Genomic DNA, 24,386 nt, shown 5'->3' on the forward strand with positions numbered 1-24,386 from the left:
CTACTCGTAATCCCTTGAAAGAAAAGCGTGTAAAAATAGGTTTGGTACAGCTGAGCTGCAGTGCCGATATCGATCAAAACCTGGAAAAAACCAAGCTGGCTATTCGGAAAGCGGCCAGTGAAGGGGCACAGGTCGTCTGTTTACAGGAACTTTTCCGATCCCTGTACTTCTGTGATTTAGAGGAATATGAGAATTTCGCGCTGGCAGAGAAGGTTCCCGGGCCCTCTACGGAAACCTTTTCCTCGTTGGCCCGGGAACTGGAACTGGTGTTGGTAGTATCCCTTTTCGAAAAACGAGCAGAAGGCATCTACCACAACACCACTGCCGTAATAGATGCAGATGGAAGGTACCTTGGTAAATACCGAAAAATGCATATTCCGGATGATCCAGGCTTTTATGAAAAATTTTATTTCACGCCCGGAGATTTGGGATATAAAGTTTTTTCCACCAGGTTTGGGAAATTGGGCGTGTTGATTTGCTGGGACCAATGGTATCCGGAAGCGGCACGGATCACCAGCCTGATGGGGGCTGAAATTTTATTTTATCCCACCGCTATCGGCTGGCATGAATCCCAGGATGCTGACACCAACGAGGAACAATACCAAGCTTGGCAAACCATTCAGAAATCACATGCCGTGGCAAACGGGGTGCCTGTAGTGGCCGTAAACCGAACCGGAATGGAAGGAGAAGTACAATTTTGGGGAGGCTCTTTCGTAACCAATGCTTTTGGAAAAGTGGTCTATCAGGCACCCTATTTGGAGGAACAGGTGGAGGTGGTGGAAGTGAGCCTGACCCAATCGGACCGGTACCGGACGCACTGGCCGTTCCTCAGGGACAGGCGCATCGATAGTTATGACCCCATTCTCAAGCGCTTTCTGGATGAAGATTGATCCGAAATTTAATTTTAAAGGTAATTCAGGCACCGACCCGGTATGCCCTTCAGCTTTGGGGTATTTCTTTCCGGCAGAATTCCACAGACACGAGGCCACCTGGCTTAGTTGGCCTCACAAGGAGGCTTCCTGGCCAGGGAAAATCGAAAGTATCTATCCTTCATACAGTGAGTTTGTGGCCTGTCTGGCTAAGAGTGAAAAGGTAAATATAATGGTAGCGGATGCGGCCATGGAAGCTTTTGCCTGCGAGCACCTGTACAGGGCAGAGACAGACATGAGTCACGTGATTTTTCAACATTTTCCGACCAACGATGCCTGGTGCAGAGACCATGGCCCCTCTTTTTTGCTGAATAAGGATAAGGAAATGGGGAAAGCCATCGTGGATTGGGGATACAACGCCTGGGGGGATAAATACCCGCCCTATGACCTGGACAATCTTATCCCGGAAAAAGTGGCTTTGATTTTGAAAATCCCCTGCTTTAAACCCGGTATCATTATGGAAGGGGGGTCGGTGGATTTTAACGGCAAAGGTACCCTGATCACTACCGAGGCCTGTTTGTTAAATCCCAACAGGAATCCCCAGCATAGTCGGGAAGGGATTGAAAGGATTCTTCGGGATTATTATGGCATCCAGCAGCTACTTTGGTTAAAAGATGGGATCATTGGAGATGATACAGATGGACATGTCGATGACCTGACCCGCTTTGTCAGCGAAAATAAAGTGGTGACCGTGGTCGAGTCCGATAAAAAGGATGAGAATTTCCAGGTATTAAAAGAAAACCTGGAGATGCTGCAGGATTTCAGGCTTCCCGACGGGCAGGCTTTGGATATTGTTGAATTGCCCATGCCTTCGCCTGTAATTTACGAAGATACCCGCTTACCTGCCAGTTATGCCAATTTTTACATCGCCAATAAACATGTGATTGTACCTACCTTTAGGGATAAAAATGATGAAAAGGCGCTGGATATACTCAGCGGCTGTTTTCCCGACAGAAAGGTAGTAGGGATAGATTCCTGGGATCTGATTTGGGGGCTTGGATCCTTCCATTGCCTGAGTCAGCAGGAGCCGGCGTATCTCTGATCCGGATTCAGAAAACGGAATCCCTTGTAGCAGGGTAGCGAAATATATTTCGCCCTTGCAGGGCTTGAGTTGCAGTAGTCGATGGTTTTCACAGGGCTACACCCTATGTTTTGGTATTTCGCACTTTCAGTGCTTGGATGCAGCACCCTTATCATTCTGGTAAGTCCTGTAGAAGGCTATGGATTAGATTTAATTTACTGTTGGACCTACCGAAAGAACTTACCTCCAACCAAGTCGTGCAGGCACGAAATACCCTGGCAATGGAGGTATCTCATTTCAACAAAAGAATCATCAATTATTTCAGGAAAGGGCGGGATCTCTCAGCGATGGGTGTAGCCTATCGTAAAATGAGTTCCTATGATTTTTGAGACCTGGCGGGGCGGTATATATTCCTCGTTGCCAAGACTGACCAGTGTAATTCACCCTTTCAGGTCTTGAGTTCACGTAGCTGGTCTTTTCATCTTTAAGGAAATCTTCAAATGATAAATCTGCGGTATATCGCTTGATCTTTTTAACTGATTCAAGCATGTCTTCAAGGAGTAAATTGACATCTCTTTTAGACATAAATAAGATCGGATGCGATTGATTTATAATATTTGTCTTTGATCCCTTTTCTTGAAATTAAATCGACTTTGAATCCGATTAAATTTTCCAGTTCATCAGCAAGATCAATGAATCGTATTCCAATTTTATCGTTGAATTCAACAATAATGTCCAGATCACTATCATCATTTTGTTCATTCCTGGCAAACGACCCGAAAATTGCCAAAGATTCAATGGGATAGCTTGAAAACAATTGATCCTTGTGTTCAACTAAAGTAGCCTGAATGTCTTGCAATGACTTCATATTCCCAAAAGTACGAAATTATTGAAAAATCGTTTGTATTTCCGGTTTCAGCCCTGGTGCGGTTTTTTATACCATTGCCCCCAAGGGCCCTGGCAAGTGTGGGTTTTGAAATCGAATCGTTGTCCGCCCGACCTAATGTTGTGTAGTTGCGATATCTTCAATTTTAGTAGTCAGCTCCCCGCATTTGCTATCGCCAATGTGTGCGCCTTTTAAATGGTGAATATAGGTCAAAAAGTTGACCGTTCCAACGGGTGAAATGCCTGTACGGATCCCTAAGAGTAGCCTGTACCGATTTTAAGGTGTCTCTTTACATAGGGCTAACCCCGTGTTGTCGGGGCTGGCTGTCTGCAGGGCCTTGCCAAGTTCCACTTGGATTACGAATTGGATTCCGCCAATTTGCCGGGAGAATCCTATTTTTGTCGCACCCGGGTGGTCGCGATGGTCGGGATAAATTGTGTGGGCTGCTCCGCAGGCTTATGGCCTGTGGCCATCCACTCGATTATGGGCTGCCCTGGCACAATTCATTGGAGCTCTAATTTGTCCCGGTCTTGTCTTGGATCCCAAATTGTTAGATTGTTAGTATATTAATTATTTCTCCATCTAATTCGTAGAACATTAAATAATCTCGGACTAATTCCTGACGAACATTTCCAATGTCTGTTGATCGACCCATTTCTGGAAAATTGGCAATCAGTTCTGTGGCTTCCTCAAACAAATCAATTAATTTTTCGCTAAAGGATTCTGACTTGTTTCGGTTAGTCCAATATTCTAGAATTTCATCGAATTTCTTTTCGGCTAGAGGAGACCATTTTATTTTTTTAGCCATTTACGCGCCTTTTTGAAAACTTCTTCTGAATCAATTCCTTCTCCGTTTTCGATTTGTTTTCTGGCTTCAGCTATTTCAGCTTTTTGTTTTTCGTTTGTCACATAAATGGTATCGTCAAAATCAACCTCAAGAAGCCTATAAATTTCATCAATGATATCCTTTTTATCAATTGATTTGATTTTTTCGATAAGTCTATTTCTATGTTCGTCCGTTACCATATTATAAGATACTGTGATTTTTTGAAATTAGTTTAAGAATCTTCACTTGTGACGGGCTTGCCCATAACGTTTTGCGCAAATAAAAGGTTAATTTTTCTTCATTTCGGTAGCCTGTCCCTTTACGGGCGATATTGTCCGGTTAGCTTCGCACCATTCCGTTACTAGCAATGCACGTATCCTATTGATGGAATACCAATCGTTCATGGAACGGTAAATAGTTATCTAATCGACTTCTTGTCGCGCCTCGGTGGTCCCGATTATCGGGATAAATCGTGTGAGGCGCTTCACGTCAGAGGAATCTGGCGAGGCCTTCTACACGATTTTAGGGCGTTTTTCTACAATATCGAGTAATTAGTACCTGGTCCAGTTCCGAATTTTTCAATCAGTTTTTTCTTAATCAACGCTGGTAAAATCCTTTTCACTGTCGGACTAGGAATTCCTAATTTTTTAGCGATATCTCCCGATTTACAGCCTGCATTATTCTCAATAAAGGTCAGAATTGACTTTTCTCGTGGAGATAATCTTGTTTCGACTCCTTTGCTCCCAAGTTTTGTCATCAATTGATTCTGAATATTTCCCAAAGCATCAAAGAAAAAACGAATCCATTCGGTAACGTCTTCATTCGGTCTCTGCGATTGACAACTTCTTAATACGCTGTAATACGCTGTTTTTCGACTTTCAATCTCGTGTTCAAAACTCACATATTGAATCCACTTGTAACCATGTTTCATTAGAAGTAAAGTCGTAAGTAATCTACTCAATCGCCCGTTTCCATCTTGAAACGGATGAATACTCACAAAATCGTATGCAAATAACGCGCATTTTACCAATGGATGCGTTTCTTTGTCATTTAAATACCAATCAATTAACATTCTCATAGCATCCTGCATTGGAAACCCTGCTTCAGTTGTCTGAAAAATTATCTGTCTAGTTCCATCAGGTAGTTTAGCTTCTACAGCATTGCTATGCTGCTTGTAATCTCCTTTATGCCATTCATCTTTCTTACTGTGTTTCAGTAATATGTTGTGCAAATTCTTCAAACTACTTTCGGAAATTGAAATATCCTCAAACGATTCAGAAATTAAATCTAAGGTTTCAAAGTATCCGACCACTTCTTGTGAATCTCTATCTACAATCTTTGTGATATCAATTTCTTTAAGTAAAACTTCTACTTCTTCATCAGACATTTTCGAACCTTCAATCCTAGTAGAAGCACCAACACTCCGAACTGTAGCAATCGTTTTCAATTGCTTCAAACTTTGACCTTCTTTTTTTTCTATCGTTGTCCAAGAAGCATCAAATCGGTCTATCTGACTAATCAGTCGAATTAGTTCCCAATCAATGTTTAATGAAAATGTATGTACTTTATTTTCCATTCATCCAAGATATCACATTAATCTCAAAAAACGATACGATATGATTCGTTTTTGCTCGATAAATATCCAATAGTCATGATACGATATGAGCCTATTTTATACGATATTGGTTCGGTCAAATGCCCTATAACGGTTAGTATACGAAAAGTAGGCGATTTCGAAGCACGAAACTTTCGGTTAAGTACGAACGTTGATACTGCACTCTGCTCCAACTCATCTACCGAAGGGTAAAATGTCCAACCACCCTGCGGCTCATCCCTGATTAGCGGTTCGGTCGTTTCTTCTTTTATTAGTATGGACTTTTTGCTACCTGAGTGTTTTCGGGAAGTTGAAATTCTTGTTTATCTAATTTCATTTCTTTAATCTCTGTCGCTACACTTACTAATGTGAACTGCTGGTTCTCAATTATTGATTTCAGTGGTAGTGATTTTGATACTTTCAGAAAGTCATACCAATTTCCAAAAAGGTGGTTTTTAAATAATGAAATATCAACGCCAATTTCTTGATTATAGTAATATTTTTGAACTCCACTTAAGCAATATAAAACAACTTCATCACACTTGTAGCCAAGAATTTCAGTGACATCTTCGTTTAATTCAATATTTATTATACTGTCAGGATTAATATTAGCATCATTCCAATAAACGGTTTCAGAGTTAGACATTTTATTGTACAGTTTGTTGTTTTTATTAATGTAGAGCTGCCTCTGAAATAGAGAACCGTTGGAACTTGATTTATAGTCTCCGATTTTAATACTATATTTCTGTGTTGTCCCCATCATCGTGTTAAATTGTTCGGTTTCGATGTTTGGGAGCTTACTAGTATAGCTGTTTTGATAGGTGATTTCTCCTTCAAAAGTCTGCCCGAAAACTGTTGCTGTAATAACAGACAGTAAAATTGTCAAAATGTGTTTCATTGTCTCTATCTTTGAATTCCTATTTATCCTGGTTTTGATTTCACTTTTGTTTATTTCCGTTCGGCTAGAGGAGGCCATCTTATTTTTTTTAGCCATTTACGCATTTTTTTAAAAACTTCTTCTGAATCAATTCCTTCTCCTTTTTCAATTTGTTTTTTGGCTTCAGCTATTTCAGCTTTCGTTTGTCACATAAATGGCGTCGTCAAAGCCAACCTCAAGAAGCCTATAATTTTCATCAATAATATCCTTGTTATCAATTGATTTGATTTTTCGATACGTCTATTTCTATGTTCGTCTGGTACCATATAATTAGATACTGTGATTTTTTGAAATTAGTTTAAGAATCTTCATTTGTGACGGGCTTGCCCATACCGTTTTGCGCAAATAAAAGGTTAATTTTTCATCATTTCGGTAGCCTGTCCCTTTACGGGCTATATTTTCCGGATAGCTTCGCACCATTCCGTTACCAGAAATGCACGTATTCTATTGATGGAACACAAGGTTTAATTGTTCTTTGAACGTTAAACAGTTATCTAAGCGACTTCTTGTCGCACCTCGGTGGTCCCGACAGTCGGGATAAATCGTGAGGGGTGCTCCGCAGGTTTATGGCCTGCGGCCATCCACTCGATTGGCGTGTCGTTGTTTTTTGTTCTCATTTTAGGAGATACAAGGCTATAATTTTATGACAGCAGTAATCATATCTTTTTCCGTAAGAACAACACTTTCAAAAATAACAATGGTTTTATCAGCCTCTTTTTTCATTGCCGCAGCTACTGATTTATTATTTAAAGTAATTTCGATGGAGCTTGCTGATTTCCCTTCAGGTAATGCCACTGCTATTTCCTGCAAATTCAGTTTTCCGTCGACCATTTTCACCGTGTTGGTTTGAGATGTTGCTGTTCTTGTTTGAAGGATGCTTCCCCAACCTTCAGCGCTGGTAAAGGCGGCTTTGAAATTTTCAGCATTCATTTTCGGAGCAAAACCAAGTTGCCCTTTTGGTCCATTGTATGTAAAGCCACAAGCAGCAATAAAAGCACCATAACTAGACATAGCTCGGGAATAATGGTCGCTACATTCTATCTCATTGTATGGGTTTCTCTTCTCAGGGCCATAACGTTCATGAATCGCTTTTACGATAGAAAGCCCATGGTCCAACTTGTCTTCCCAGATCATATGGCTGGCAGCCTGATGTTCAAAACCCGTCATGCACTCGTTGAAATATCCAAATTGCCAATGGCTTTCCCAATCCTCTCTTTTCCCTCCAAGTGGCCAGGTGCATATAACCAAACCTGCATCGCCAGCAATGGCATAGGGTCTTCCATTTATTTTAGGAGACAAACCGGCTCGCAAAGGCCCAACATCAGGAACGAAATTGTATTTCCATAGCGCCTCTAGTGAACTGTTAATCATTTTTTTGTTGTATAATTGACCTAATCCAACCTGATGAGCCCATCCTTGTCCGAAAACCTGATCAATATAACATCCTGATCCAATGCCAATTGCATCCTTATGGTTAGGGTCTTCATTTTGAACGAAGTATTCTCCATTGAAAAGTTTCTCAATGTTCTTTTTTCCTACTTCAAGGATTGCCGTGTATTCTTCTTCTACAGTGGTGTCATTCATCACTTTTGCCATTTCAATAGAAGCAGCCAGAGCGGCTAAATAGAGAGAGGTAATTACCGGTATATTTCCGTACCATTCGGCATCCAGCGTGTTGTGCTGTTCTCCATAAATAGTGCCGTTTGCCTTGCCATCTTCTTTATCTAAGTTTATCAGGTATTGTAAGGTGAGTTTTATGTTTTCCCAATGTTTTTTCAGGAACTCATCATTTGTTGACATTTGATAGTCACGATATGCACGCAGCACAATTCCTGCTTGCCCATCAGCTGCATTTTTATTGGCCATTCCTCCTCTGAAATCAATCCCACCTGATAAGTCATCAATGACAACAAAATCTGTTTTCTCTCTAAGATTTTTTTCCAGTTCAGGAAATATTCTCCCCATGGCCTGAGCATAATGCCAAACATGCGTACAAGTGCCCGGGCAGCAGCCAATACCTTCCCATGCCCAAAAACGATCATCATCCAATAAATAACAAGTTTCTGTTGCCAGGATGGAAGTATTTACAAATGTTCTGTTTAGAAACCAATGAGGCAGTGTAGACTCTTCGTAAAAGCTGTTTCTCCAAGCGATCGTTTTCCGATATAAATCTTCGTATTTAGTAGCAATATCTTCAGCTACTTCCTGAGCGTTTTGAAATCGTTTTTTATAATATCGGCCTTTGTTTTCTCTTTCTAATTCATTGTTTTTGGGAAGTATGATGTTTGGGAAATACCAGCTGATTATAAAAGTGATTTCCTGCGTTTCGTTAGGGTCTAAATGTATTGTTTTACTCAATGCCCCACACAATTGTTCACCAAGTATTGCTGAAGCTTTTCTTTCATCATTTTTTGGAAAAAGTAGGCTACCCGTTACTTGAGTTCCGGCTTCAGCTTTCACTTCATGGCTGGCATCCAAAAGAGACAATGACATGTTGCCAAAGTCGCGTTGTTGTTTCAAAGACGCTGCATTCGTTTGTGCAGAACAAGTCAAAATCGTATTTCCGGAAACTTCTGAAATGGTATTGACAAGTGTTACTTCGCTATTGTTTTTCGTGTTGTTGAGAACGGCATTTTCTAACCAGCCAGCCAGCTCTGCGCTTACTTTTTTGTTGCTCGTATTGGTGGCTTTAAATCGCATGATAGTAGCGGGGTAACTTGAGGCATCTACATCGAGGGGAATAAACGGAGAGAAGGATTGCAAATCAATGGCTACCGGTAACTCTCTATCCCGATAGGTAACTTCTGCAATAGGATATTGCCCTTTAAATGTAATGTCATCAAAGCCTTTAAAGTCAAGCGATTTCTCCCAAGTGTTTTTACCCTGCTTTACTCTTATTCCAAAGCCTTGCTCAAAAGGATATTCAGGAGATACAGGAAAAATGAAATTAGCACCGTCTCTTGGCCTTACTTTTTTCTTGCCTTGCCAGTTTTCGTACTCCTTGCTACTTATCCCCTCTTTGTTTTCATTGAATATATCCCACAACCAAAGTTTGCCATCTCCGCCAAAGTAGACAGTCCCGGTAAACAGACCGCCAATAGGCATACCTATATAAGCCAATTCTTTTCCTGTATAGACTTCTGCTGCTCCACGATCATACAAGCTTTTATACCACTCGGGAGATAGACCTTTGTCTGTTGGTATTGTATAAGTGGATTGTGAATTTTTCATGCCAATAGCAGGAAGTCCAAGCATAACTCCACCAGTAGCCAGCCCTAAATATTTCAAAAAATCCCTTCTTACAATACTCCCTTCGATAGAAGAAGAAGTTCCGCTCGGAGAACAACATCCAGAATTCGGATCGCACGATTTATTGTTTGATTTTTTACTCATAATCATTTTTTTTTCTTAATTATTTTTTCACTTCCTGCTATAGCAGTTCTGAGGTTTTCTTCGGCATCCGTATTCCAATAGCCGCATTCTAACTCAAAAAAAACGGATGTATAAGGAATTACTAAATCCGTTTTAATGATTAGCACATTAAACAATTTTGCAGATGCATCAATTTTCTGAATAATATCATCATGCAACATAGTTTTGACAGGCTTTCCTTCTAATACATTATCAAGTTTAGCTCTATAGTTTTCGATACCTTTTGCTTCCTTTTCTGGAACGAATTCCATTTTTTTATCAATAAAAATATTAGCCTTTACATGTGTAGCTTTTTCAATTAATTGATTAACAAATTCAACTGCTTCTAATTGATCGGCATCAATAGCTAGCGTTTTGATTGCCTTATTGCTTTGTTTTGGGTAGGCAGCATCTGCTATTACGATCCAATTTCTATGACCAAACAGTTGTAAAAAGCTTTTCACCTCTGATTTCCAATCTTTTACATCTGCCTTTTCTCCAATATTTGGTTCTTGACGCACTGGTTTCGTACATGATAATATTGTTATCATTATTATAAATATTTCCTGCCTCTTATTCATGTGCATCTTTCCGGACCAGGCTTATTGCTGCCAACCACCGCCCAAGGCCCGGTACAAACTGGTGATGCTTTGCCGTTGTTGAACATTTAGATTGATATAATCCAGCGCTGATGATAAGGCGCTGGACTGCCCTGTTGATCACCTCCAGGCAGTCGGCATATCCTATCTTGAACTGACAGGAGGGTAAACTCAACTTCCCAGCCAGATATAGATCAATAACGTCACCAGGCAGAGTATGGCGGAAACCGGTTTGGCATACTTCCAGGGCTTCATTTCCAGCACCGGAGGTCTGCTGACATAGGTATTGGGCTTTCCCGGGAAGTAGTGGCTAATGGCAATCATCAATAATAGGTTCATCACGAATTCAATGGCCCATATATGGATAAAGTGAATACCTGTATCCAAAACAAAGCTGGTCAGTAGGTAGAAGCTCAGCCCCGTGATCAATCCAATTTTAGCTCCCCGGGCCGTTACTTTTGGAATGAAAAAACCGGCAATCAAAACGGAGGCAATGGGAATAAAAAAAATGCCATTGAGTTGCTGCATGAGTTGGTAAAGCCCTTCCGGGGCGTTTCCCACCAAGGGGGCGATGCCTATGGCAAATAAGGCCAGGACCAGGGAACTCAAGCGCCCCACCCGGACCAGTCGCTTGTCGGTACAGTCCGGATGAATCAGTTTTTTATAAATGTCGAGGCTAAAAATCGTCGCGGCGGAATTTAGTACGCTATTAAAGGTACTCAATATGGCACCCAAAACCACCGCAGCAAAGAATCCCAAGAGTCCTACCGGCATCACCCGGGTGAGCAGTACCGGATAGATGAAATCCTGATTGTCATAATAGGTATCGCTGTAGTAATAGTAGGCAATGATTCCTGGCAACACGATGATCAGGGGGATAAAAATTTTGAACATTCCCGTTAATAGTAGCCCTTTTTGGGCTTCCGCCATGTTTTTTGCTCCAAAAGCCCGTTGGATAATGGTTTGGTTCATCCCCCAGAAATAGAGTTGATTGATCATCAATCCGGTGAAAATGGTTCCAAAGGGAAGCACCGAGTCTGCTTCACCGATCACATTGAATTTTTCCGGGGCATATTCATATACCTTGCTCATGCCCGTTAGGATATTGCCTTCTCCGATATCCCATAGTGCAAAAATGGGAACCATCAGCCCTCCGATAACCAGGCCTATGGCATTGATCGAATCCGATAAGGCCACGGCTTTCAATCCTCCAAAAATGGCATATACCGATCCAATGACCCCGATCGTAATGACGGTGATCCAGATGCCTTCGGATAAACTTACGCCTAAAACCTCGGACACATTAAAAATGCTTTCCAAATTGATGGCTCCGGTGTATAATACGATGGGCAGCAGGGTAACTACAAAGGATACCATCAGTAAAAAGGCCACCAAGGTCTTGGTGCTGCTGTCATACCGGTTTTCCAGGTATTGGGGGATGGTGGTCAGCCCCATCTTTAAATAGATGGGCAGGAAGTACAATGCCGCAATCACCAATGCAATCGCACTGGTCACTTCCCAGGCGATGATGATCATGCCGTTTTTATAGGCAGAGCCATTCAGCCCTATCAGGTGCTCGGTAGAAATATTGGTCAATATCATGGAACCGGCGATTACGCCTCCGGTGAGCGAACGACCACCCAAAAAATACCCGTCTCTGGAGCGAATATCGTCTTTTCGTAATTTATACCAGGAAAAAATAGCCACGAATAACGTGAATCCAACAAAGGTCAGGGCTGTAAGCATGGGTGAAAATTAAATTGCTGCCCGGGATCCGTTCCAGGCAGCAATGAATACGTTATTTTGGAAAAAAGGAAATCAAAATCTAAGGGTTGCCGGCAAATACTTAGCAACCAGATCTTCGTAATAGGGCCTTAGTGCTTTTGCATCCGGCGGTACCGGAACTTTCGAGTACAGGTCGTAAGGATTGAATTTATCTACCCATTTAAACATCTCCTTGTCGTGATCATTTAGTAGGTGATCGTAGGCACCTTCCCGGTGCTGGGCATAAAAAGAATGGTACCGAATCATGTACAGTGCCGGTTCCGGCAAGTAATCCTTGACCATTTGGTAAAGGTACTCGTCATGTCCCCAGGACATTTTTACGTTATCCAGGCCGGTGTTGGGTTCGTAGATTCCATATTGGGTATTAAACCGTTCGTCTGATGCGTCGGGGTTTTCCTCAAAAAACTCCGGGTAAACGATTTTGTCCGAATGGCGACAGCCCACCGGAAAAGTGTCACCCACAACGGCCCACTGGGGCTCCCCGAAAAGGCACAATACCTTTCCCATATCGTGGATAAAACCGGTCAGCACAAACCAATCCGGATGTCCGTCTGCACGAATGGCTTCCGAAGTTTGCAAGAGGTGCTGCAACTGATCCAGGTTGATATCCGGGTCCGAGTCGTCTACCAGGGTATTTAGATAATCAATGGCCTCCCAAAAGGGCATTTCTTTCTTGTCAAACTTCAGGTAATCCTGTTGCTTTTGGCTTACAAAATCATACGTTTGATACTGGTGGTTTAATCGGTAAAATTCCCGTACCGTGTCTACCCGTTCCGAATCGTGGTAGTTTCGGTAATCCTGTTTGCTTTTAGCTTGTTCGGCCTTGGGTTTTGGGTAACGAACTTTTAAATCGTCTTCCCATTCTTCTATATTTCCCAAGGGGGCTTTTTCTTTATCTGTATATTGTTTGGTCATGATTCAGAAGATTTTATTCAGTGGTTTAAATTTAGAAAAAAACAACTTGTATTTTATTACCTAACTTATATTTTTCAAAATAATTGTTCACAAATTACGATCGATCAGAAATTTTTGTATCGCTTCATGAAGCATTTTCAGGGTTCGGGTATTGCTTTCACTGCTACTTTCTATTTCTACGATTTTTGGGTGGAGGGATTTTTGGAAAAAAGTTTCCAGACATTCTTCCAGCGCAGCGGCATCCCGGACTACCCGGTATTCAAATCCCATTTCTGCGGCCAGGTGTTTTGCACTAAGCTTCTGGTGGGTTTCAAAATACTCTTCCAACTCCGGTTGTTCGGCCGGCCCCTCGATCATTCGGAAGATGCCCCCTCCGTGATTATTAAAGAGCACCACCCTCAAATTTGTTAGTTGGTACTGATGCCAGAAGGCGTTTCTGTCGTAAAAAAACGCCATGTCACCGGTAATCAGGGTGACGTTTTCTTTGGTGGTGAAGGTGCAGCCTACCGCGGTACTGGTGGAGCCGTCAATGCCGCTGGTCCCCCGGTTACAGATAATCTCCAGGTCTTTTTCCGGCAGGCCCAGCCTATTCACATTCCGCACGGCCAGGCTATTGGCTAAATGTACCTTCCCGAAGGGAGGCAGTTTGGCTAACACCCGTTTCAGTGCCAGCAGTTCCCCGAAAGCCTGTTTCTCCAGCAGGCCTTGAATACCGTTTCGCAGGGCTTCGTTTTTTTGACTCCAGCTTTGACTAAAAACGGGATCTGCCGGTCCTTGTTCGTTTGTGAAATGTTCCAGGAAGTATTCGGGATGCACGCGGATGATCTGCCCCAGTTTTTGAAAGGGATCCGGTACCCTACCGGCGGGTTGCACGTGCCAGTGAGTGGCCTGGCTCTTTCGCAGAAACTGCTTCATTGCCTTTGATAGGATGGATTTTCCAAAACTAATGATAAGCTCCGGAGCCATTTCTTTTTGGGTTTCGGGGTCTTTAATAAAAAAATCGTGGTGGATGATGGCGCCTTCCTGTACCTGGTTACTGATCACATCCGTCACCAGGACGGCCTGCCGTTTACGAATAATTTCAGCCAGTAAGGTTTTGATTGCCTGATTTGGCCGCTGCTGGCCAGGAAGAAGTAGGATTTTCCGGTATTTTCCCAATTGTGCCCGGATCTTCTGTATGGCCTCCTCCCCAAAGGTGCTGAGGCCTGTCTGTATTTCCAGCGGCGGTTCGAGGTCGGTCACTTCAAATGAATACTTCTCCTCAGGCAAGGGGTAGAAAGGCTCCCTCACCGGAATGTTTATATGTACCGGACCCATGGGGAAACTTTTGGAAAGGACCAGGGCCTCTTTTACGATGCGTTTGGCATGCCATAACTTGTCGGGAAGCTGTGCTTCGTCAGGAAAGGTAAAGCTTTCTTTTACATGTGGCCCGTAGAGGTTTTCCTGCCGAATGGTTTGGCCGTCCCATTGGTCGATCCATTCCGGCGGACGGTCTGCTGTCAGCACCAGTAATGGGATTTGTTGGTAAAACGCTTCGGCGATGGCTGGTGCGTAATTTAAGGCAGCCGAACCACTGGTGCAAACCAACACCACCGGTTTTTGAAGTTGCTGGGCCATTCCCATCGCTATAAAGGCAGCCGATCGCTCGTCCGGAATGGTCCGGCAGTGGATTTCAGGGTGACGGATAAATGCCAGAGAAATCGGAGCACATCTGGAACCAGGCGATAATACCGCCTGAGTCACGCCACTTTTGGCACAGATAGAAGCTAAATGAGTTAATTGAGGAAGTATCAATGGGGCTTCGTGGTTTGGATGAATTTTCCGATAATGTCACACTTTAGCTCTGTCTCCTCCCATTCCTTTTCCGGGACGGAATCTTCCGTAATCCCCGCACCGGCATAAAGAAGTGCCTGGTTGTTTTCCAATTTGGCGCAGCGAAGATTCACAAAAAGGCTGGTTTCCCCATTTAGATTTACCGGACCAATAAACCCGGAAAAATAAGAGCGGTCAAAACCCTCTTCCTCCTTCAGAAAAGTCAGGGCATCCTCCTTCGGCATGCCACAAACGGCAGAAGTAGGATGTAATAACTCCAACATGACCGAGCCGAGTTGCGGGAAGTTAGTTGCCTTCATATCCACCAGGAATTCGGATTTTAAATGAAGTAGCCCTCCCGCTACTGAGGTTTTAGGCCCCAGTTCCTGGTATTCCCGAAGCCGGATTTTTTTAAAGCAGTTGACAATGTAACGACTTACCAGGGCTTGTTCTTCGATTTCCTTCTGCGTCCAGGCGGCATTTTTCAAGGGGTTATCTCCCTGCGCTTTCTGGGTGCCTGCCAGGGCCATGGTGTAAAAAAGATCGCCCTTGGTCCGGATTAGGGTCTCAGGACTGGCTCCGATCCAGCATCCACTGGTTTCACTATAAAAACAATTGACAAAGGCGCTGGGATAGGCCTCGCATAATTCCAGAAATACCCGGGCCAAGTCAAAATCCGGGGGGAGTTGTCGTTTTTTTAAGCGGGCGGGCACCACTTTGTAGAATCCTCCCGATTGAATACGATCAATGGCGTTTGCGACGGTACTCAGAAAGTTTGCTTTGTTGGAAGGGGTACTGTTGGGTGCTTCCGGGAGAGAGGCAATTTTATTTCTAACAATAGTTGCGGATCCCTCCAGTATCGGTTCATTGGAATTCCACTCCTCTTCGGCGGCGGGAGATACTTCTCCCAGCATAAACCGTTCGTAGCGAGAGGCTTTTACGTATACTTGTTCATGGACTTCAGAACTCTGGAAGGGGTGTATCATAAAGCCCCCCGGCAATTCGTCCAGGTCCAGGTTTGGACGGGAATAGGCTTGTGGATCCTTATCCATAATCATCTCCACCAGTGGCTGGCCCGGTTTTTTCCACACAGCGAACGGACATCCTTCGCGAAAGGCTTCCGCTATAAAGGATTCCAGGAACAGCTCCCGGGTGGTATTGTTTGCAATGTTTTGTGTATCCATCGGATTTACTTTCGGATAATAGCCAGGGTGATCCGGCTGACACAGGTAAGGTTTCCCTCCTGATCGTTAATTTTTATTTCCCATACCTGTGTCCTTTTGCCAATGTGCAGGGGAGACACCCTTCCTGTAACCTTGCCTTCTTTTACAGATTTTAGGTGGTTAGCATTAATTTCGAGCCCTACAGGATAAGCACCTTCTTCATCCAGGGTTAGCAAGGCTGCTACAGATCCCAGGCTTTCGGCTAATACCACGTTTGCTCCTCCATGTAACAGGCCAAATGGCTGTTTGGTTTTGGCTTCCACCGGCATTTCTGCTTCCAGGTAATCCTCGCCAGCGGCCGTGTAGCTGATGCCCAGAAATCCGATCAGGTTGCCTTTTCCCATCTGATTTAAAAAATCCAGGTCGGGTTTTTTCTTAAATAGCATGTTTTATGGGATAAAATTTTTTTCTTTGAATCCAAATTCAAAAATAGAGAATCTTGAGCAGTAAAAAAATTTACGTGGTGCGCCACGGACAGACAGATTTCAACCTCAAAGGGGTGGTACAGGGAAGTGGAATAGACGCCCCGATAAACGAAACGGGGAGAAAGCAAGCGGAACTATTCTTTCAAAATTTCAAGCATATTCCGTTTGACCGGGTTTTTTACTCCTCCCTGATACGAACCAGGCAGTCTATTGAAAAATTTTTAACTCCGGATATGTATCAGGAGGAACTTTCCGATCTGAATGAGATCTCTTGGGGAGATTACGAAGGTCTTCCTATGGACCACGACGAAAACCAATATTACCTCAACATGCTTACGAAATGGTCCTCCGGGGAGCTGGAACATAAAATAGGTGGCGGGGAGTCGCCCATTGACGTGGTGCAGCGATTAAAACGGGCCATGGATCACATTCTGTCGACAGGGGGAAATAACCTGCTTATCTGCATGCACGGTAGAGCCATTCGAATCTTAATGACGCTGTTGTTGGGGTATGATCTTAGGTATATGGATGTGTTCAGGCACGAAAATCTATGCTGCTACGAATTGCATGTGGAGGAAAATGGAAGCCTGATCTTGGATAAATACCACCCTTCCCCATTAAAAAAGACGGCCCCTATAAGCTGAGTTTGATGGTAGCCACTTTTTTTTGTGATCCCTGGTCCTTGGATTCGGAAAGCAGGGCCTGAAAATTTTCCTGACATTCATTCATGTCAATGATGCGGAACGCAATGGATTCCAGCGGAATTTCGCTTTTGTCAGATAGGCGAACGAGCGATTTTCCCATCTCGCAAACGGTCCAATCCGAAAAGGGAACGGTAACAAACAAAGCGTGTTCTGAATTTCCTACGTATACCTTGGTTTTAAAGGCATCCAGAAAACTCAATTCCATCTTTTGGGCACTGGATTGATACAATTCCAGCTCGGCCTCATCAAAAATAATCAAAAAGGTTTTTTGTGGACCCTCCTTGGCGGTGGAGAGATGCGTAAGACAAACGAATAATAGGGTGTAGATCAGCTGTTTCATTGTTTGGAAATATATGGAATAAACATATACGAAACAACAAAAGTTTTTGGATCTAACCAAAAAAGAAAAAACCGGAGAATATCCGGTTTTGGTAATAAGGAGATTTTAAGCTTTGCTTCGCTTTCTTTTTGGAGTTGGTTCTTCTACGATTTCATCTTCCACTCCTGCCAGAATTCGGCCACAGTGTTCGCAGACGATAATTTTTTTCCGTTCGCGAATTTCGGCTTGCCTTTGTGGAGGAACGATATTGAAACAGCCACCGCAAGCCCCTCGTTTTACCAAAACAACTGCCAATCCATTCTTAGCATTGTTTCGGATTTTATCATACGATTTGATGAGGCGATCTTCCACTTTCTTGGCGGCTTTTTCCCTTTCGGTTTTAAGCTTCTTTTCGTCGGATTCGCTTTCTGCTACGATGGTATCTAATTCCCCCTTCTTTTGATCCAGATCGTTTTGCCGATCGTCAAGGATTTCTTTCAGATCTGCGATATCTTGCTGCTTTTCTTCTATTCGTACCTGCGCTTCTGCGATTTTCTTTTTAGATACTTGAATTTCCAGATCCTGCAGTTCCAATTCTTTGGTGATGGCATCGTACTCCCGATTATTTCGCACGTTCATCTGCTGTTCCTGGTACTTTTTGATCAGCTTCTCAGATTCCTTAATGGCATCTTTATTTTTTTTAATCTCGGCCTCCTTCGCTTCAATATCGGTATTGAATTTGTTCAGTCGGGTTTCGTAGCCTATAATTTCATCTTCTAAGTCCTGGACTTCCTCCGGAAGGGCCCCCCTGACCTTAAAAATGGCATCTAGACGGGAATCAATATTCTGAAGATTGAGGATGGCTTCTAGTTTTTGTGCGACTGGACTTTCCATGTACTAAAGGTAACTTATCGGATTGGTAACTAAATTTGTCAAATAGGTTGCAATATTACTAAATTTTTGCGACAATAAATCTTTTAATAGTTCTTTTGTGTAAATTTCACTTTCGTAATGTCCGATATCCACCAGGAGAAGCTTTCGGTCAGCGTCGAAAAATTCGTGGTACTTAATATCAGCCGTGATAAATACATCAGCACCTGTTTTCATAGCAGATCCCAGCAGAAATATTCCTGCCCCTCCGCAAATGGCTATCCGCTGCACCTTTTTATCTAAAATGGCAGTATGTTTGAGAATTTCCAGCCCCATTGCCGCTTTTAGGTGTAGTAAAAAAGATTTTCCGTCCATAGGTTCGGGAAGCATGCCTACCATTCCAGAACCTACTTCTTGGTGCTCATTTTCGAGGGATTGGAGGTAATAAGCCACCTCCTCGTACGGGTGGGCTTCCTTTAGAGCACGAATGATACCCGTCCGGAGATATTCCGGAAACATGAGCTCTACCCGAACCTCATCCACGCTTGCCTCTTCTCCCCGGACTCCCAGGTGAGGGTCAGCACCATCTAGCGGCAAAAACGTACCTTTTCCCTGGATTTGAAAACTACAATGGGCATATTCCCCGATTGTCCCCGCTCCGGCCTGGTACAGGGCATTTAGGACCTCATCTGCATTTTCTTTCGGAATGAAGGTCGTGAGCTTAGTCAAGACACCCTTTTTTGGGTCTAAGATTCGTGTTTGCTGCAACCCGATTTTTTGGGCTATTTTTTGATTTACGCCCTGATAAACTACATCCAGGTTGGTATGGATGGCGTAGATGGCAATGTCATTTTTTATGGCCAATATGACCGTTCGCTCTACATAGTTTTTTCCAGTTAGCGTTTTTAATCCCTTGAAAACAATAGGGTGATGCGCCACGATGAGATTACAACCTTTCGCTATCGCTTCCGCTACCACTGCTTCGGTTACGTCCAGACTGCACAATATCCCAGACACTTCGGCATCCCGGTCACCGGTTATCAGTCCGGAATTGTCGTAATTTTCCTGATATACAGGTGGAGCAATGGATTCCAAATGAGATATGACATGCTTAATCAAATAAACCATATATTTGCTTTTGTTTTTCAATCAAAATTACAAAAAAATCCACAATGCGCTTTTCTGAATTATTGCTGTATCCTTTTGCCTGCATCTATGGGGCGGCTACTGCATTCAGAAACAGGCTGTTTGATCTGGGGATAAAAAAAAGTCAGGTTTTTGAAGTCCCTACTTTGGTGGTAGGAAACCTGGCCGTAGGCGGTACAGGCAAGACTCCTTTCGTTGAATTTCTACTCCGCCACCTTTCTTCCCAATACAGATTGGCGGTCCTGAGCCGGGGTTATGGACGAAAAACCCGTGGATTTATTTTGGCGGATGATAGCACCGGCCCTGAAGCGATTGGAGACGAGCCCTTGCAGATTTACTCCAAATTTAAGGAGAACGTAAAAGTAGCCGTAGGGGAGGAGCGGATCCTGGCCATACCCATGATCCTGGCTACAGGTGGAGATATTCAAGCCATTTTGTTGGACGATGCCTACCAGCATCGCTACCTGGAACCAGACATGCGGATATTGCTTACTACCTATTCCGAACCCTTTTTTTCTGACCGTTTGATGCCCCTGGGAAGGCTCAGGGAAAGTCCTGCGAATGCGGTACGGGCAGATGTGGTAGTGGTCACCAAATGCCCCTTACCGGTATCTCCAGAACAAATGGAAAGATACGTTTCCAGGTTGCGTGAATTTACGCGAGCGGAAGTGCCGATATATTTTGCTGGTTTGACTTACGGAATGGCTTACCCCCTGACCTCGAAAGCGGAGGAACTGCCAAAAAACCTGATTGTAGTTACCGGTATTGTTGACCCCAATCCCCTGGTGGAAGAACTTTCCAAAAACCACAGCGTATTGGAAGTGATGTCGTTTCCTGATCACCACCGGTATCGCTTAAAAGACCTGGAGGGTATTCGGGCTGTTTACGATAAATACCAAAAATACCAGCCTGCTATTTTGACCACCGAAAAAGATGCGGTAAAATTGAAGAACAGAAAATTTGAGCCGGTAATCGATGAACTCCCTATCTTTGTCATGCCTGTAGAGGTGCGGATGGACCCGCAGGATGCGGAACAATTAATACATCAGGTAGCCCATTTGATAAAAGAAAAACAATTTGGTGGTGATGCGTAAGAGAGGTTATTTTTTGGCAATGTGGATCGCTTTGTTGGCTTGGAGTCCGGCGGCATTTTCCCAGCAACAAGATGAGGAGGAAGGAGAGGGGGCTAGGAGAGGATTGCTGGACGACTCTACTAAAATGGTCTACGGCCCCAATACTTCCCTTTACTTCTATGAGAAATTTGTCCGGAACAACCGGTTTGAGAAAATAGAACTGGACACCTCGCTGACGGGTTTTCACAATTACGAACCCGTTGCCGACACCTGGTACAAATACCAGGACCTGGGAAATCTGGGCACTGCCGCCAGACCGGTTTTTTACGATGTGCCCCAACAGATTGGAAGAACCTCCGGTTTTGAGGCATACGATCTTTACCATAATTCTTCGGACAGCATCCGTTATTTTGATACCAAGTCACCTCACACGCACATTGCTGCGTTTTTCGGTGGTGGCAATCGCAACCAGCTGGATGTGGAATTTGTGCGAAACATCCGTCCGAACTGGAATGTTGGCATTGCTTACCGCACGATCCGGGCACGGAAAACCCTAAACCCGACCCGAAGGGACGATAATAATGTGGTTAACGACTCCTACGAGATACATACGAATTATTCCTCCCCTAATGGCAAGTACAGGTTGCTGGCTAATTTTACCCGGATGGAGCACAACGTGAACGAACAGGGGGGAATCATTCCGCCTGAGGTGGATACGACTTCCCTTTATTTTACCTATGAAGACTCCAAAGTCTGGCTACGAAACTCCAGAGCCAAGGATTTACGGCAGGAATACCATCTTTATCAGCAATACGAGATAGTGAAGGGCTGGCAGGCCTACCATGTATTCGATAAGAAAAAACAAGAAGTGAGGTTTTTTTCCGATCTGGAAACATCAGATGCCGATTTTTTTAATGAAAACCGCTTCAATTCCTCGGATACCACCCTGGTATTCAGTAAACGGGATACGACCAATAACCACAATCATTTTTCGGAATGGAAAAATGAATTTGGATTCAAGGGGGATTTAGGTCCTGTTTATTACAATGCCTATTTGAAATTCAGAACCGGCAGAATGGCCAGTCGCTTTTTTTCTTATAACAACTCCTTTACCGAGTTATACCTGGGGGGAGCTTTAAGAGGGGAGATCAATGAAAACTGGGTTTTTGAAGCCGAAGGGGAGTACCTGATCCCTGATGGTTACCGGCTCACCGGTTTGTTTATCTCCCCCTACCTGGATGTCCGGTATACCAAGGCCCTGTACAAACCTACACTGGCTCAGGAAAAATACCGGGGCAATCACTACCGCTGGGACAATGACTTCTCCAATATCGGAGTGGATCAGATTCAGGGAACAATCAAGGTTAATGTAGGCGACATGAGTCTCAGACCCAACCTGACCATAAACAGGATCAATAACTACGTGTTTTATAACGAAGAACAGGTACCCGAGCAGGCAGCGTCACAGGCATTTATGGTTATTCCCGGATTAAACAGCCACTTTGTTGTTGGGAAACGATTTCATTGGGTATCCGAAGCGCGTTATACGCTCATCACGGGAGGAGCTGCAGATAAATTCAGAATCCCCGAATTGTTTATCAATTCCCGTATATACTTCGACGGCCCTTTATTTGACGAAAATATTTTTGTACAAATCGGACTGGAAGGAAGGTACCGGTCGGATAACCTTGCTCCGGCCTACATGCCAGCCACTCAGCAGTTCTACCTACAGGACGACTTCAATGTGTATGCCTACCCGGTGGCCGATGCCTTTCTTAATTTTCGGATCAACCGCACGCGTGTGTTATTCCGGTACAATCACCTGAATGCCGGTTTTATGGAAAACGACGGGTACTTTGTTACCCCCGGGTATACCGGATTAAAAAACATGCTGGATTTGGGGATTAGTTGGTATTTCTTTGATTAACCGTTAGTATGGACTGGAAAGAATCTACGAAAAGCAAAATGTTGCACCTGCAATTGCCTACGGACCCGCGCTGGGTAGATATTGCTAAAATCAGTTTGGAGGCTATTTTGGTGGACCACGCTTATTGTGAGCAAAAGGCAGCCTCGTCCTGCATCTCCCTGATCATAAAATTCCCCGAGTTTGATACCATGGTGGATGTACTTAGCCCCGTGGTAGCGGAAGAATGGGCGCATTTCGAAGCGGTAATGCACCAAATCCGTAAGCGAGGGTACCGTTTTGGACATCCGCGGAAAGATGAATATGTGGTACAATTGCAAGGGTTTATTCATAAAGGAGGCAGCAGAACGTATCAGCTTACCGAACACCTTTTAATGAACGCATTGATCGAAGCCAGGTCCTGTGAACGCTTTAAATTGCTTTCCAGAAATTTACAGGATGAGGAGTTGAAACAATTCTATTATGATCTAATGGTTTCGGAAGCGGGGCATTATGTGAATTTTATCCAGTTGGCCAAGACCTATCAGGATCCTGATAAGGTGGAACGGCGATGGAAGGAATGGCTTGATTATGAAAAGGAAGTTATGAATTCGCTGGAAGTCAGAGGGGACCGCATGCATTAAGGTCCATAAAATACCGTTAAAATTTCTGAAATTCTTTGCCCAGACTTGATTTATGATTAATATTATCAAAATAGTTCGTTCAGAAAAATTCTTTTGCCCTTATACAGACAAAACATGGATTTGATAGAAAATATCCGGGAGGCTTTCCGGTCCGTCAGAATGAACCTGTTACGGACGATTCTGACAGGCTTGATTATCGCCATCGGTATCACCTCACTGGTGGGCATGTTGACGGCCATTGATGCCATGAAGGCGCAGATTGAGGAAAGTCTTTCCGGATTTGGGGCGAATAATTTTGATGTCAGAAGCCGGGGGTTTTCAGGTGGAAGGGCGACCAGCTCCGGTGTGGCCCCCAAAAATTACCCCAATATTTCCTACAGAGAAGCATCAGCTTTCAAGGAAAAGTATAGTCAAAATGGCATTTCTACCATCACTACTACGGTCACAGGTTCTGCCGAGGTTTCAAGGAGATCCAAAAAAACCAATCCAAATAGCCGGATTATCGGAGGAGATGAAAATTATTTTTTAATCAAGGGAATCGCACTGGAGGAAGGGCGGAATTTCAGTAATGTGGAAATTGAGTATGGCAACAATGTTTGTATTATTGGTACTGAAATTCAGAAAACGCTTTTTGACGAGGGAGAAAACCCCATAAATAAACATGTTACGTTCTATGGAAGGCGCTATACCATTGTAGGGATCATGGAGCGACAGGGGGGTGTTGGAGGCGATACCGGTCCGGATAGGGCTATTGTCATACCCATTCTGAATGCGCGAAACCTGGATCAAAGGGGGACCTTTCGGTATACGATCACAGTGGCTGGGCAAGACCCCCTTAAGCTGGAATACGAGATGGGCCAGGCTACTGGGGTCATGCGTTCCATCCGGGAGGATGGCATTGGTATGGAAGATTCCTTTGAGGTGGTCAAGTCCCAGACGCTGGGAGAAAGTTTGGAGGAGATTGCGGGCTTTCTCCGAATCGGAGGGTTTGGGATTGGGTTCATTACCCTGTTGGGGGCAGCCATAGGGTTGATGAATATCATGCTGGTTTCCGTGACGGAAAGGACACGCGAAATAGGCATTCGAAAGGCAATGGGGGCGACCCCTAAACGAATCCGGCAACAGTTTCTGATCGAGGCCATCGTGATTTGTGTGTTGGGAGGGATCTTAGGTGTCCTGATGGGCATTGGTATTGGGAACCTGGTAGGAAATACCGTAGGACCAGGTGGTTTTCTCATTCCCTGGGTTTGGATTGTTTTTGCTTTTGTGGTGTGCATTGTGGTGGGCTTGTTTTCCGGTCTTTTGCCCGCGTACAAAGCCAGCCGTCTGGATCCGATTGAATCGTTACGGTACGAATAGAAAAA

23 protein-coding genes are annotated in these 24,386 nt (G+C 43.9%); 7 read left to right on the forward strand and 16 right to left on the reverse strand.

From position 1 onward, the window contains the following. The first annotated feature begins 14 nt into the window (after window positions 1-14). Entirely contained in the window at window positions 15-890 is an 876-nt protein-coding gene (locus GJS45_RS03345) for a carbon-nitrogen hydrolase (protein WP_162340053.1), read from the forward strand. Beyond that, window positions 880-1,971, forward strand: a complete 1,092-nt coding sequence (locus tag GJS45_RS03350) for an agmatine deiminase family protein (RefSeq protein ID WP_162340054.1) — start codon at window positions 880-882, stop codon at window positions 1,969-1,971. Before GJS45_RS03345 ends, GJS45_RS03350 begins: the two co-directional genes overlap by 11 nt. 300 nt (window positions 1,972-2,271) lie before the next feature. Here GJS45_RS03350 and GJS45_RS03355 read toward each other — a convergent pair whose 3' ends face one another. The 13 genes from GJS45_RS03355 to GJS45_RS03415 all read right to left on the reverse strand — a co-directional run bounded on the left by GJS45_RS03355 (window position 2,272) and on the right by GJS45_RS03415 (window position 16,324). Continuing rightward, window positions 2,272-2,535, reverse strand: a complete 264-nt coding sequence (locus tag GJS45_RS03355; RefSeq protein ID WP_162340055.1) for a HepT-like ribonuclease domain-containing protein — start codon at window positions 2,533-2,535, stop codon at window positions 2,272-2,274. Then, entirely contained in the window at window positions 2,528-2,818 is a 291-nt protein-coding gene (locus tag GJS45_RS03360) for a nucleotidyltransferase family protein (RefSeq protein WP_162340056.1), read from the reverse strand. The genes GJS45_RS03355 and GJS45_RS03360 overlap by 8 nt, the downstream gene beginning before the upstream one ends. Before the next feature lie 568 nt (window positions 2,819-3,386). Then, window positions 3,387-3,644, reverse strand: coding sequence for a type II toxin-antitoxin system RelE/ParE family toxin (locus GJS45_RS03365; protein WP_162340057.1), 258 nt, complete (start codon window positions 3,642-3,644; stop codon window positions 3,387-3,389). Next, window positions 3,629-3,862, reverse strand: coding sequence for a hypothetical protein (locus tag GJS45_RS03370; RefSeq protein ID WP_162340058.1), 234 nt, complete (start codon window positions 3,860-3,862; stop codon window positions 3,629-3,631). Before GJS45_RS03370 ends, GJS45_RS03365 begins: the two co-directional genes overlap by 16 nt. Window positions 3,863-4,197: 335 nt before the next feature. Then, window positions 4,198-5,238 carry a Fic family protein gene (locus GJS45_RS03375; protein WP_162340059.1) on the reverse strand — a complete coding sequence of 347 codons (1,041 nt, stop codon included), beginning with the start codon at window positions 5,236-5,238 and terminating at the stop codon, window positions 4,198-4,200. Between the two features lie 289 nt (window positions 5,239-5,527). Then, window positions 5,528-6,250, reverse strand: coding sequence for a hypothetical protein (locus GJS45_RS03380; protein WP_235954573.1), 723 nt, complete (start codon window positions 6,248-6,250; stop codon window positions 5,528-5,530). A 576-nt stretch (window positions 6,251-6,826) separates the two neighbouring features. Further along, entirely contained in the window at window positions 6,827-9,592 is a 2,766-nt protein-coding gene (locus GJS45_RS03385; RefSeq protein WP_235954574.1) for a GH116 family glycosyl-hydrolase, read from the reverse strand. Then, a complete protein-coding gene (locus tag GJS45_RS03390; RefSeq protein WP_162340061.1) occupies window positions 9,589-10,155 on the reverse strand; it encodes an RbsD/FucU domain-containing protein in 567 nt (188 codons plus the stop codon). Before GJS45_RS03390 ends, GJS45_RS03385 begins: the two co-directional genes overlap by 4 nt. A gap of 219 nt (window positions 10,156-10,374) precedes the next feature. Then, entirely contained in the window at window positions 10,375-11,949 is a 1,575-nt protein-coding gene (locus GJS45_RS03395; protein WP_162340062.1) for a solute:sodium symporter family transporter, read from the reverse strand. Between the two features lie 72 nt (window positions 11,950-12,021). After that, on the reverse strand, window positions 12,022-12,903 hold the full coding sequence (locus GJS45_RS03400; protein ID WP_162340063.1) for an inositol oxygenase family protein: 882 nt from the start codon (window positions 12,901-12,903) through the stop codon (window positions 12,022-12,024). Between the two features lie 87 nt (window positions 12,904-12,990). Further along, entirely contained in the window at window positions 12,991-14,697 is a 1,707-nt protein-coding gene (gene menD, locus GJS45_RS03405) for a 2-succinyl-5-enolpyruvyl-6-hydroxy-3-cyclohexene-1-carboxylic-acid synthase (RefSeq protein ID WP_162340064.1), read from the reverse strand. Then, on the reverse strand, window positions 14,694-15,899 hold the full coding sequence (locus GJS45_RS03410) for a chorismate-binding protein (RefSeq protein WP_162340065.1): 1,206 nt from the start codon (window positions 15,897-15,899) through the stop codon (window positions 14,694-14,696). The genes menD and GJS45_RS03410 overlap by 4 nt, the downstream gene beginning before the upstream one ends. A 5-nt stretch (window positions 15,900-15,904) precedes the next feature. Beyond that, window positions 15,905-16,324, reverse strand: a complete 420-nt coding sequence (locus tag GJS45_RS03415) for a hotdog fold thioesterase (RefSeq protein ID WP_162340066.1) — start codon at window positions 16,322-16,324, stop codon at window positions 15,905-15,907. A 53-nt stretch (window positions 16,325-16,377) separates the two neighbouring features. On the opposite strand from GJS45_RS03415, the gene GJS45_RS03420 reads away from it, so the two are divergent. Continuing rightward, complete coding sequence (locus GJS45_RS03420) at window positions 16,378-17,007, forward strand: histidine phosphatase family protein (RefSeq protein ID WP_162340067.1); 630 nt, start codon at window positions 16,378-16,380, stop codon at window positions 17,005-17,007. On the opposite strand, the gene GJS45_RS03425 is transcribed toward GJS45_RS03420, so the two are convergent. The 3 genes from GJS45_RS03425 to GJS45_RS03435 all read right to left on the reverse strand — a co-directional run bounded on the left by GJS45_RS03425 (window position 16,997) and on the right by GJS45_RS03435 (window position 19,384). Further along, window positions 16,997-17,407 (reverse strand): hypothetical protein, encoded by a 411-nt coding sequence (locus GJS45_RS03425; protein WP_162340068.1) that lies wholly within the window; start codon window positions 17,405-17,407, stop codon window positions 16,997-16,999. The two genes, GJS45_RS03420 and GJS45_RS03425, sit on opposite strands and share 11 nt — an antisense overlap. A 105-nt stretch (window positions 17,408-17,512) precedes the next feature. After that, window positions 17,513-18,280 (reverse strand): zinc ribbon domain-containing protein, encoded by a 768-nt coding sequence (locus tag GJS45_RS03430; protein ID WP_162340069.1) that lies wholly within the window; start codon window positions 18,278-18,280, stop codon window positions 17,513-17,515. 3 nt (window positions 18,281-18,283) lie between these two features. After that, the gene (locus GJS45_RS03435) at window positions 18,284-19,384 is read right to left on the reverse strand and encodes a Nif3-like dinuclear metal center hexameric protein (RefSeq protein WP_162340070.1); all 1,101 of its coding nucleotides are present in this window, start codon (window positions 19,382-19,384) and stop codon (window positions 18,284-18,286) included. 44 nt (window positions 19,385-19,428) lie between these two features. On the opposite strand from GJS45_RS03435, the gene lpxK reads away from it, so the two are divergent. The 4 genes from lpxK (at window position 19,429) to GJS45_RS03455 (ending at window position 24,381) form a co-directional block, all read left to right on the forward strand. Then, window positions 19,429-20,496, forward strand: a complete 1,068-nt coding sequence (gene lpxK, locus GJS45_RS03440; RefSeq protein WP_162340071.1) for a tetraacyldisaccharide 4'-kinase — start codon at window positions 19,429-19,431, stop codon at window positions 20,494-20,496. Then, window positions 20,489-22,402, forward strand: a complete 1,914-nt coding sequence (locus GJS45_RS03445; RefSeq protein WP_162340072.1) for a putative porin — start codon at window positions 20,489-20,491, stop codon at window positions 22,400-22,402. The genes lpxK and GJS45_RS03445 overlap by 8 nt, the downstream gene beginning before the upstream one ends. An 8-nt stretch (window positions 22,403-22,410) precedes the next feature. Further along, window positions 22,411-23,022 (forward strand): tRNA-(ms[2]io[6]A)-hydroxylase, encoded by a 612-nt coding sequence (gene miaE, locus GJS45_RS03450; RefSeq protein ID WP_202928024.1) that lies wholly within the window; start codon window positions 22,411-22,413, stop codon window positions 23,020-23,022. Between the two features lie 114 nt (window positions 23,023-23,136). After that, entirely contained in the window at window positions 23,137-24,381 is a 1,245-nt protein-coding gene (locus GJS45_RS03455; protein WP_162340073.1) for an ABC transporter permease, read from the forward strand. Window positions 24,382-24,386 lie beyond the last annotated feature (5 nt).

This window comes from Cyclobacterium salsum (assembly GCF_010119245.1).
GTDB lineage: Bacteria > Bacteroidota > Bacteroidia > Cytophagales > Cyclobacteriaceae > Cyclobacterium > Cyclobacterium salsum.

What these genes read in the sequence shown, in the direction of transcription:
- GJS45_RS03415 (WP_162340066.1), bottom strand. Translation starts at nt 16,324, where the DNA reads ATGCTATTTAAGAAAAAACCCGACCTGGATTTTTTAAATCAGATGGGA.
- GJS45_RS03395 (WP_162340062.1), bottom strand. Translation starts at nt 11,949, where the DNA reads ATGCTTACAGCCCTGACCTTTGTTGGATTCACGTTATTCGTGGCTATT.
- GJS45_RS03425 (WP_162340068.1), bottom strand. Translation starts at nt 17,407, where the DNA reads ATGAAACAGCTGATCTACACCCTATTATTCGTTTGTCTTACGCATCTC.
- GJS45_RS03385 (WP_235954574.1), bottom strand. Translation starts at nt 9,592, where the DNA reads ATGATTATGAGTAAAAAATCAAACAATAAATCGTGCGATCCGAATTCT.
- GJS45_RS03375 (WP_162340059.1), bottom strand. Translation starts at nt 5,238, where the DNA reads ATGGAAAATAAAGTACATACATTTTCATTAAACATTGATTGGGAACTA.
- GJS45_RS03350 (WP_162340054.1), top strand. Translation starts at nt 880, where the DNA reads ATGAAGATTGATCCGAAATTTAATTTTAAAGGTAATTCAGGCACCGAC.
- GJS45_RS03455 (WP_162340073.1), top strand. Translation starts at nt 23,137, where the DNA reads ATGGATTTGATAGAAAATATCCGGGAGGCTTTCCGGTCCGTCAGAATG.
- GJS45_RS03400 (WP_162340063.1), bottom strand. Translation starts at nt 12,903, where the DNA reads ATGACCAAACAATATACAGATAAAGAAAAAGCCCCCTTGGGAAATATA.
- GJS45_RS03435 (WP_162340070.1), bottom strand. Translation starts at nt 19,384, where the DNA reads ATGGTTTATTTGATTAAGCATGTCATATCTCATTTGGAATCCATTGCT.
- GJS45_RS03365 (WP_162340057.1), bottom strand. Translation starts at nt 3,644, where the DNA reads ATGGCTAAAAAAATAAAATGGTCTCCTCTAGCCGAAAAGAAATTCGAT.
- lpxK (WP_162340071.1), top strand. Translation starts at nt 19,429, where the DNA reads ATGCGCTTTTCTGAATTATTGCTGTATCCTTTTGCCTGCATCTATGGG.
- GJS45_RS03355 (WP_162340055.1), bottom strand. Translation starts at nt 2,535, where the DNA reads ATGTCTAAAAGAGATGTCAATTTACTCCTTGAAGACATGCTTGAATCA.
- GJS45_RS03370 (WP_162340058.1), bottom strand. Translation starts at nt 3,862, where the DNA reads ATGGTAACGGACGAACATAGAAATAGACTTATCGAAAAAATCAAATCA.
- GJS45_RS03445 (WP_162340072.1), top strand. Translation starts at nt 20,489, where the DNA reads ATGCGTAAGAGAGGTTATTTTTTGGCAATGTGGATCGCTTTGTTGGCT.
- GJS45_RS03390 (WP_162340061.1), bottom strand. Translation starts at nt 10,155, where the DNA reads ATGATAACAATATTATCATGTACGAAACCAGTGCGTCAAGAACCAAAT.
- GJS45_RS03360 (WP_162340056.1), bottom strand. Translation starts at nt 2,818, where the DNA reads ATGAAGTCATTGCAAGACATTCAGGCTACTTTAGTTGAACACAAGGAT.
- GJS45_RS03380 (WP_235954573.1), bottom strand. Translation starts at nt 6,250, where the DNA reads ATGGCTAAAAAAAATAAGATGGCCTCCTCTAGCCGAACGGAAATAAAC.
- miaE (WP_202928024.1), top strand. Translation starts at nt 22,411, where the DNA reads ATGGACTGGAAAGAATCTACGAAAAGCAAAATGTTGCACCTGCAATTG.
- GJS45_RS03430 (WP_162340069.1), bottom strand. Translation starts at nt 18,280, where the DNA reads ATGGAAAGTCCAGTCGCACAAAAACTAGAAGCCATCCTCAATCTTCAG.
- GJS45_RS03410 (WP_162340065.1), bottom strand. Translation starts at nt 15,899, where the DNA reads ATGGATACACAAAACATTGCAAACAATACCACCCGGGAGCTGTTCCTG.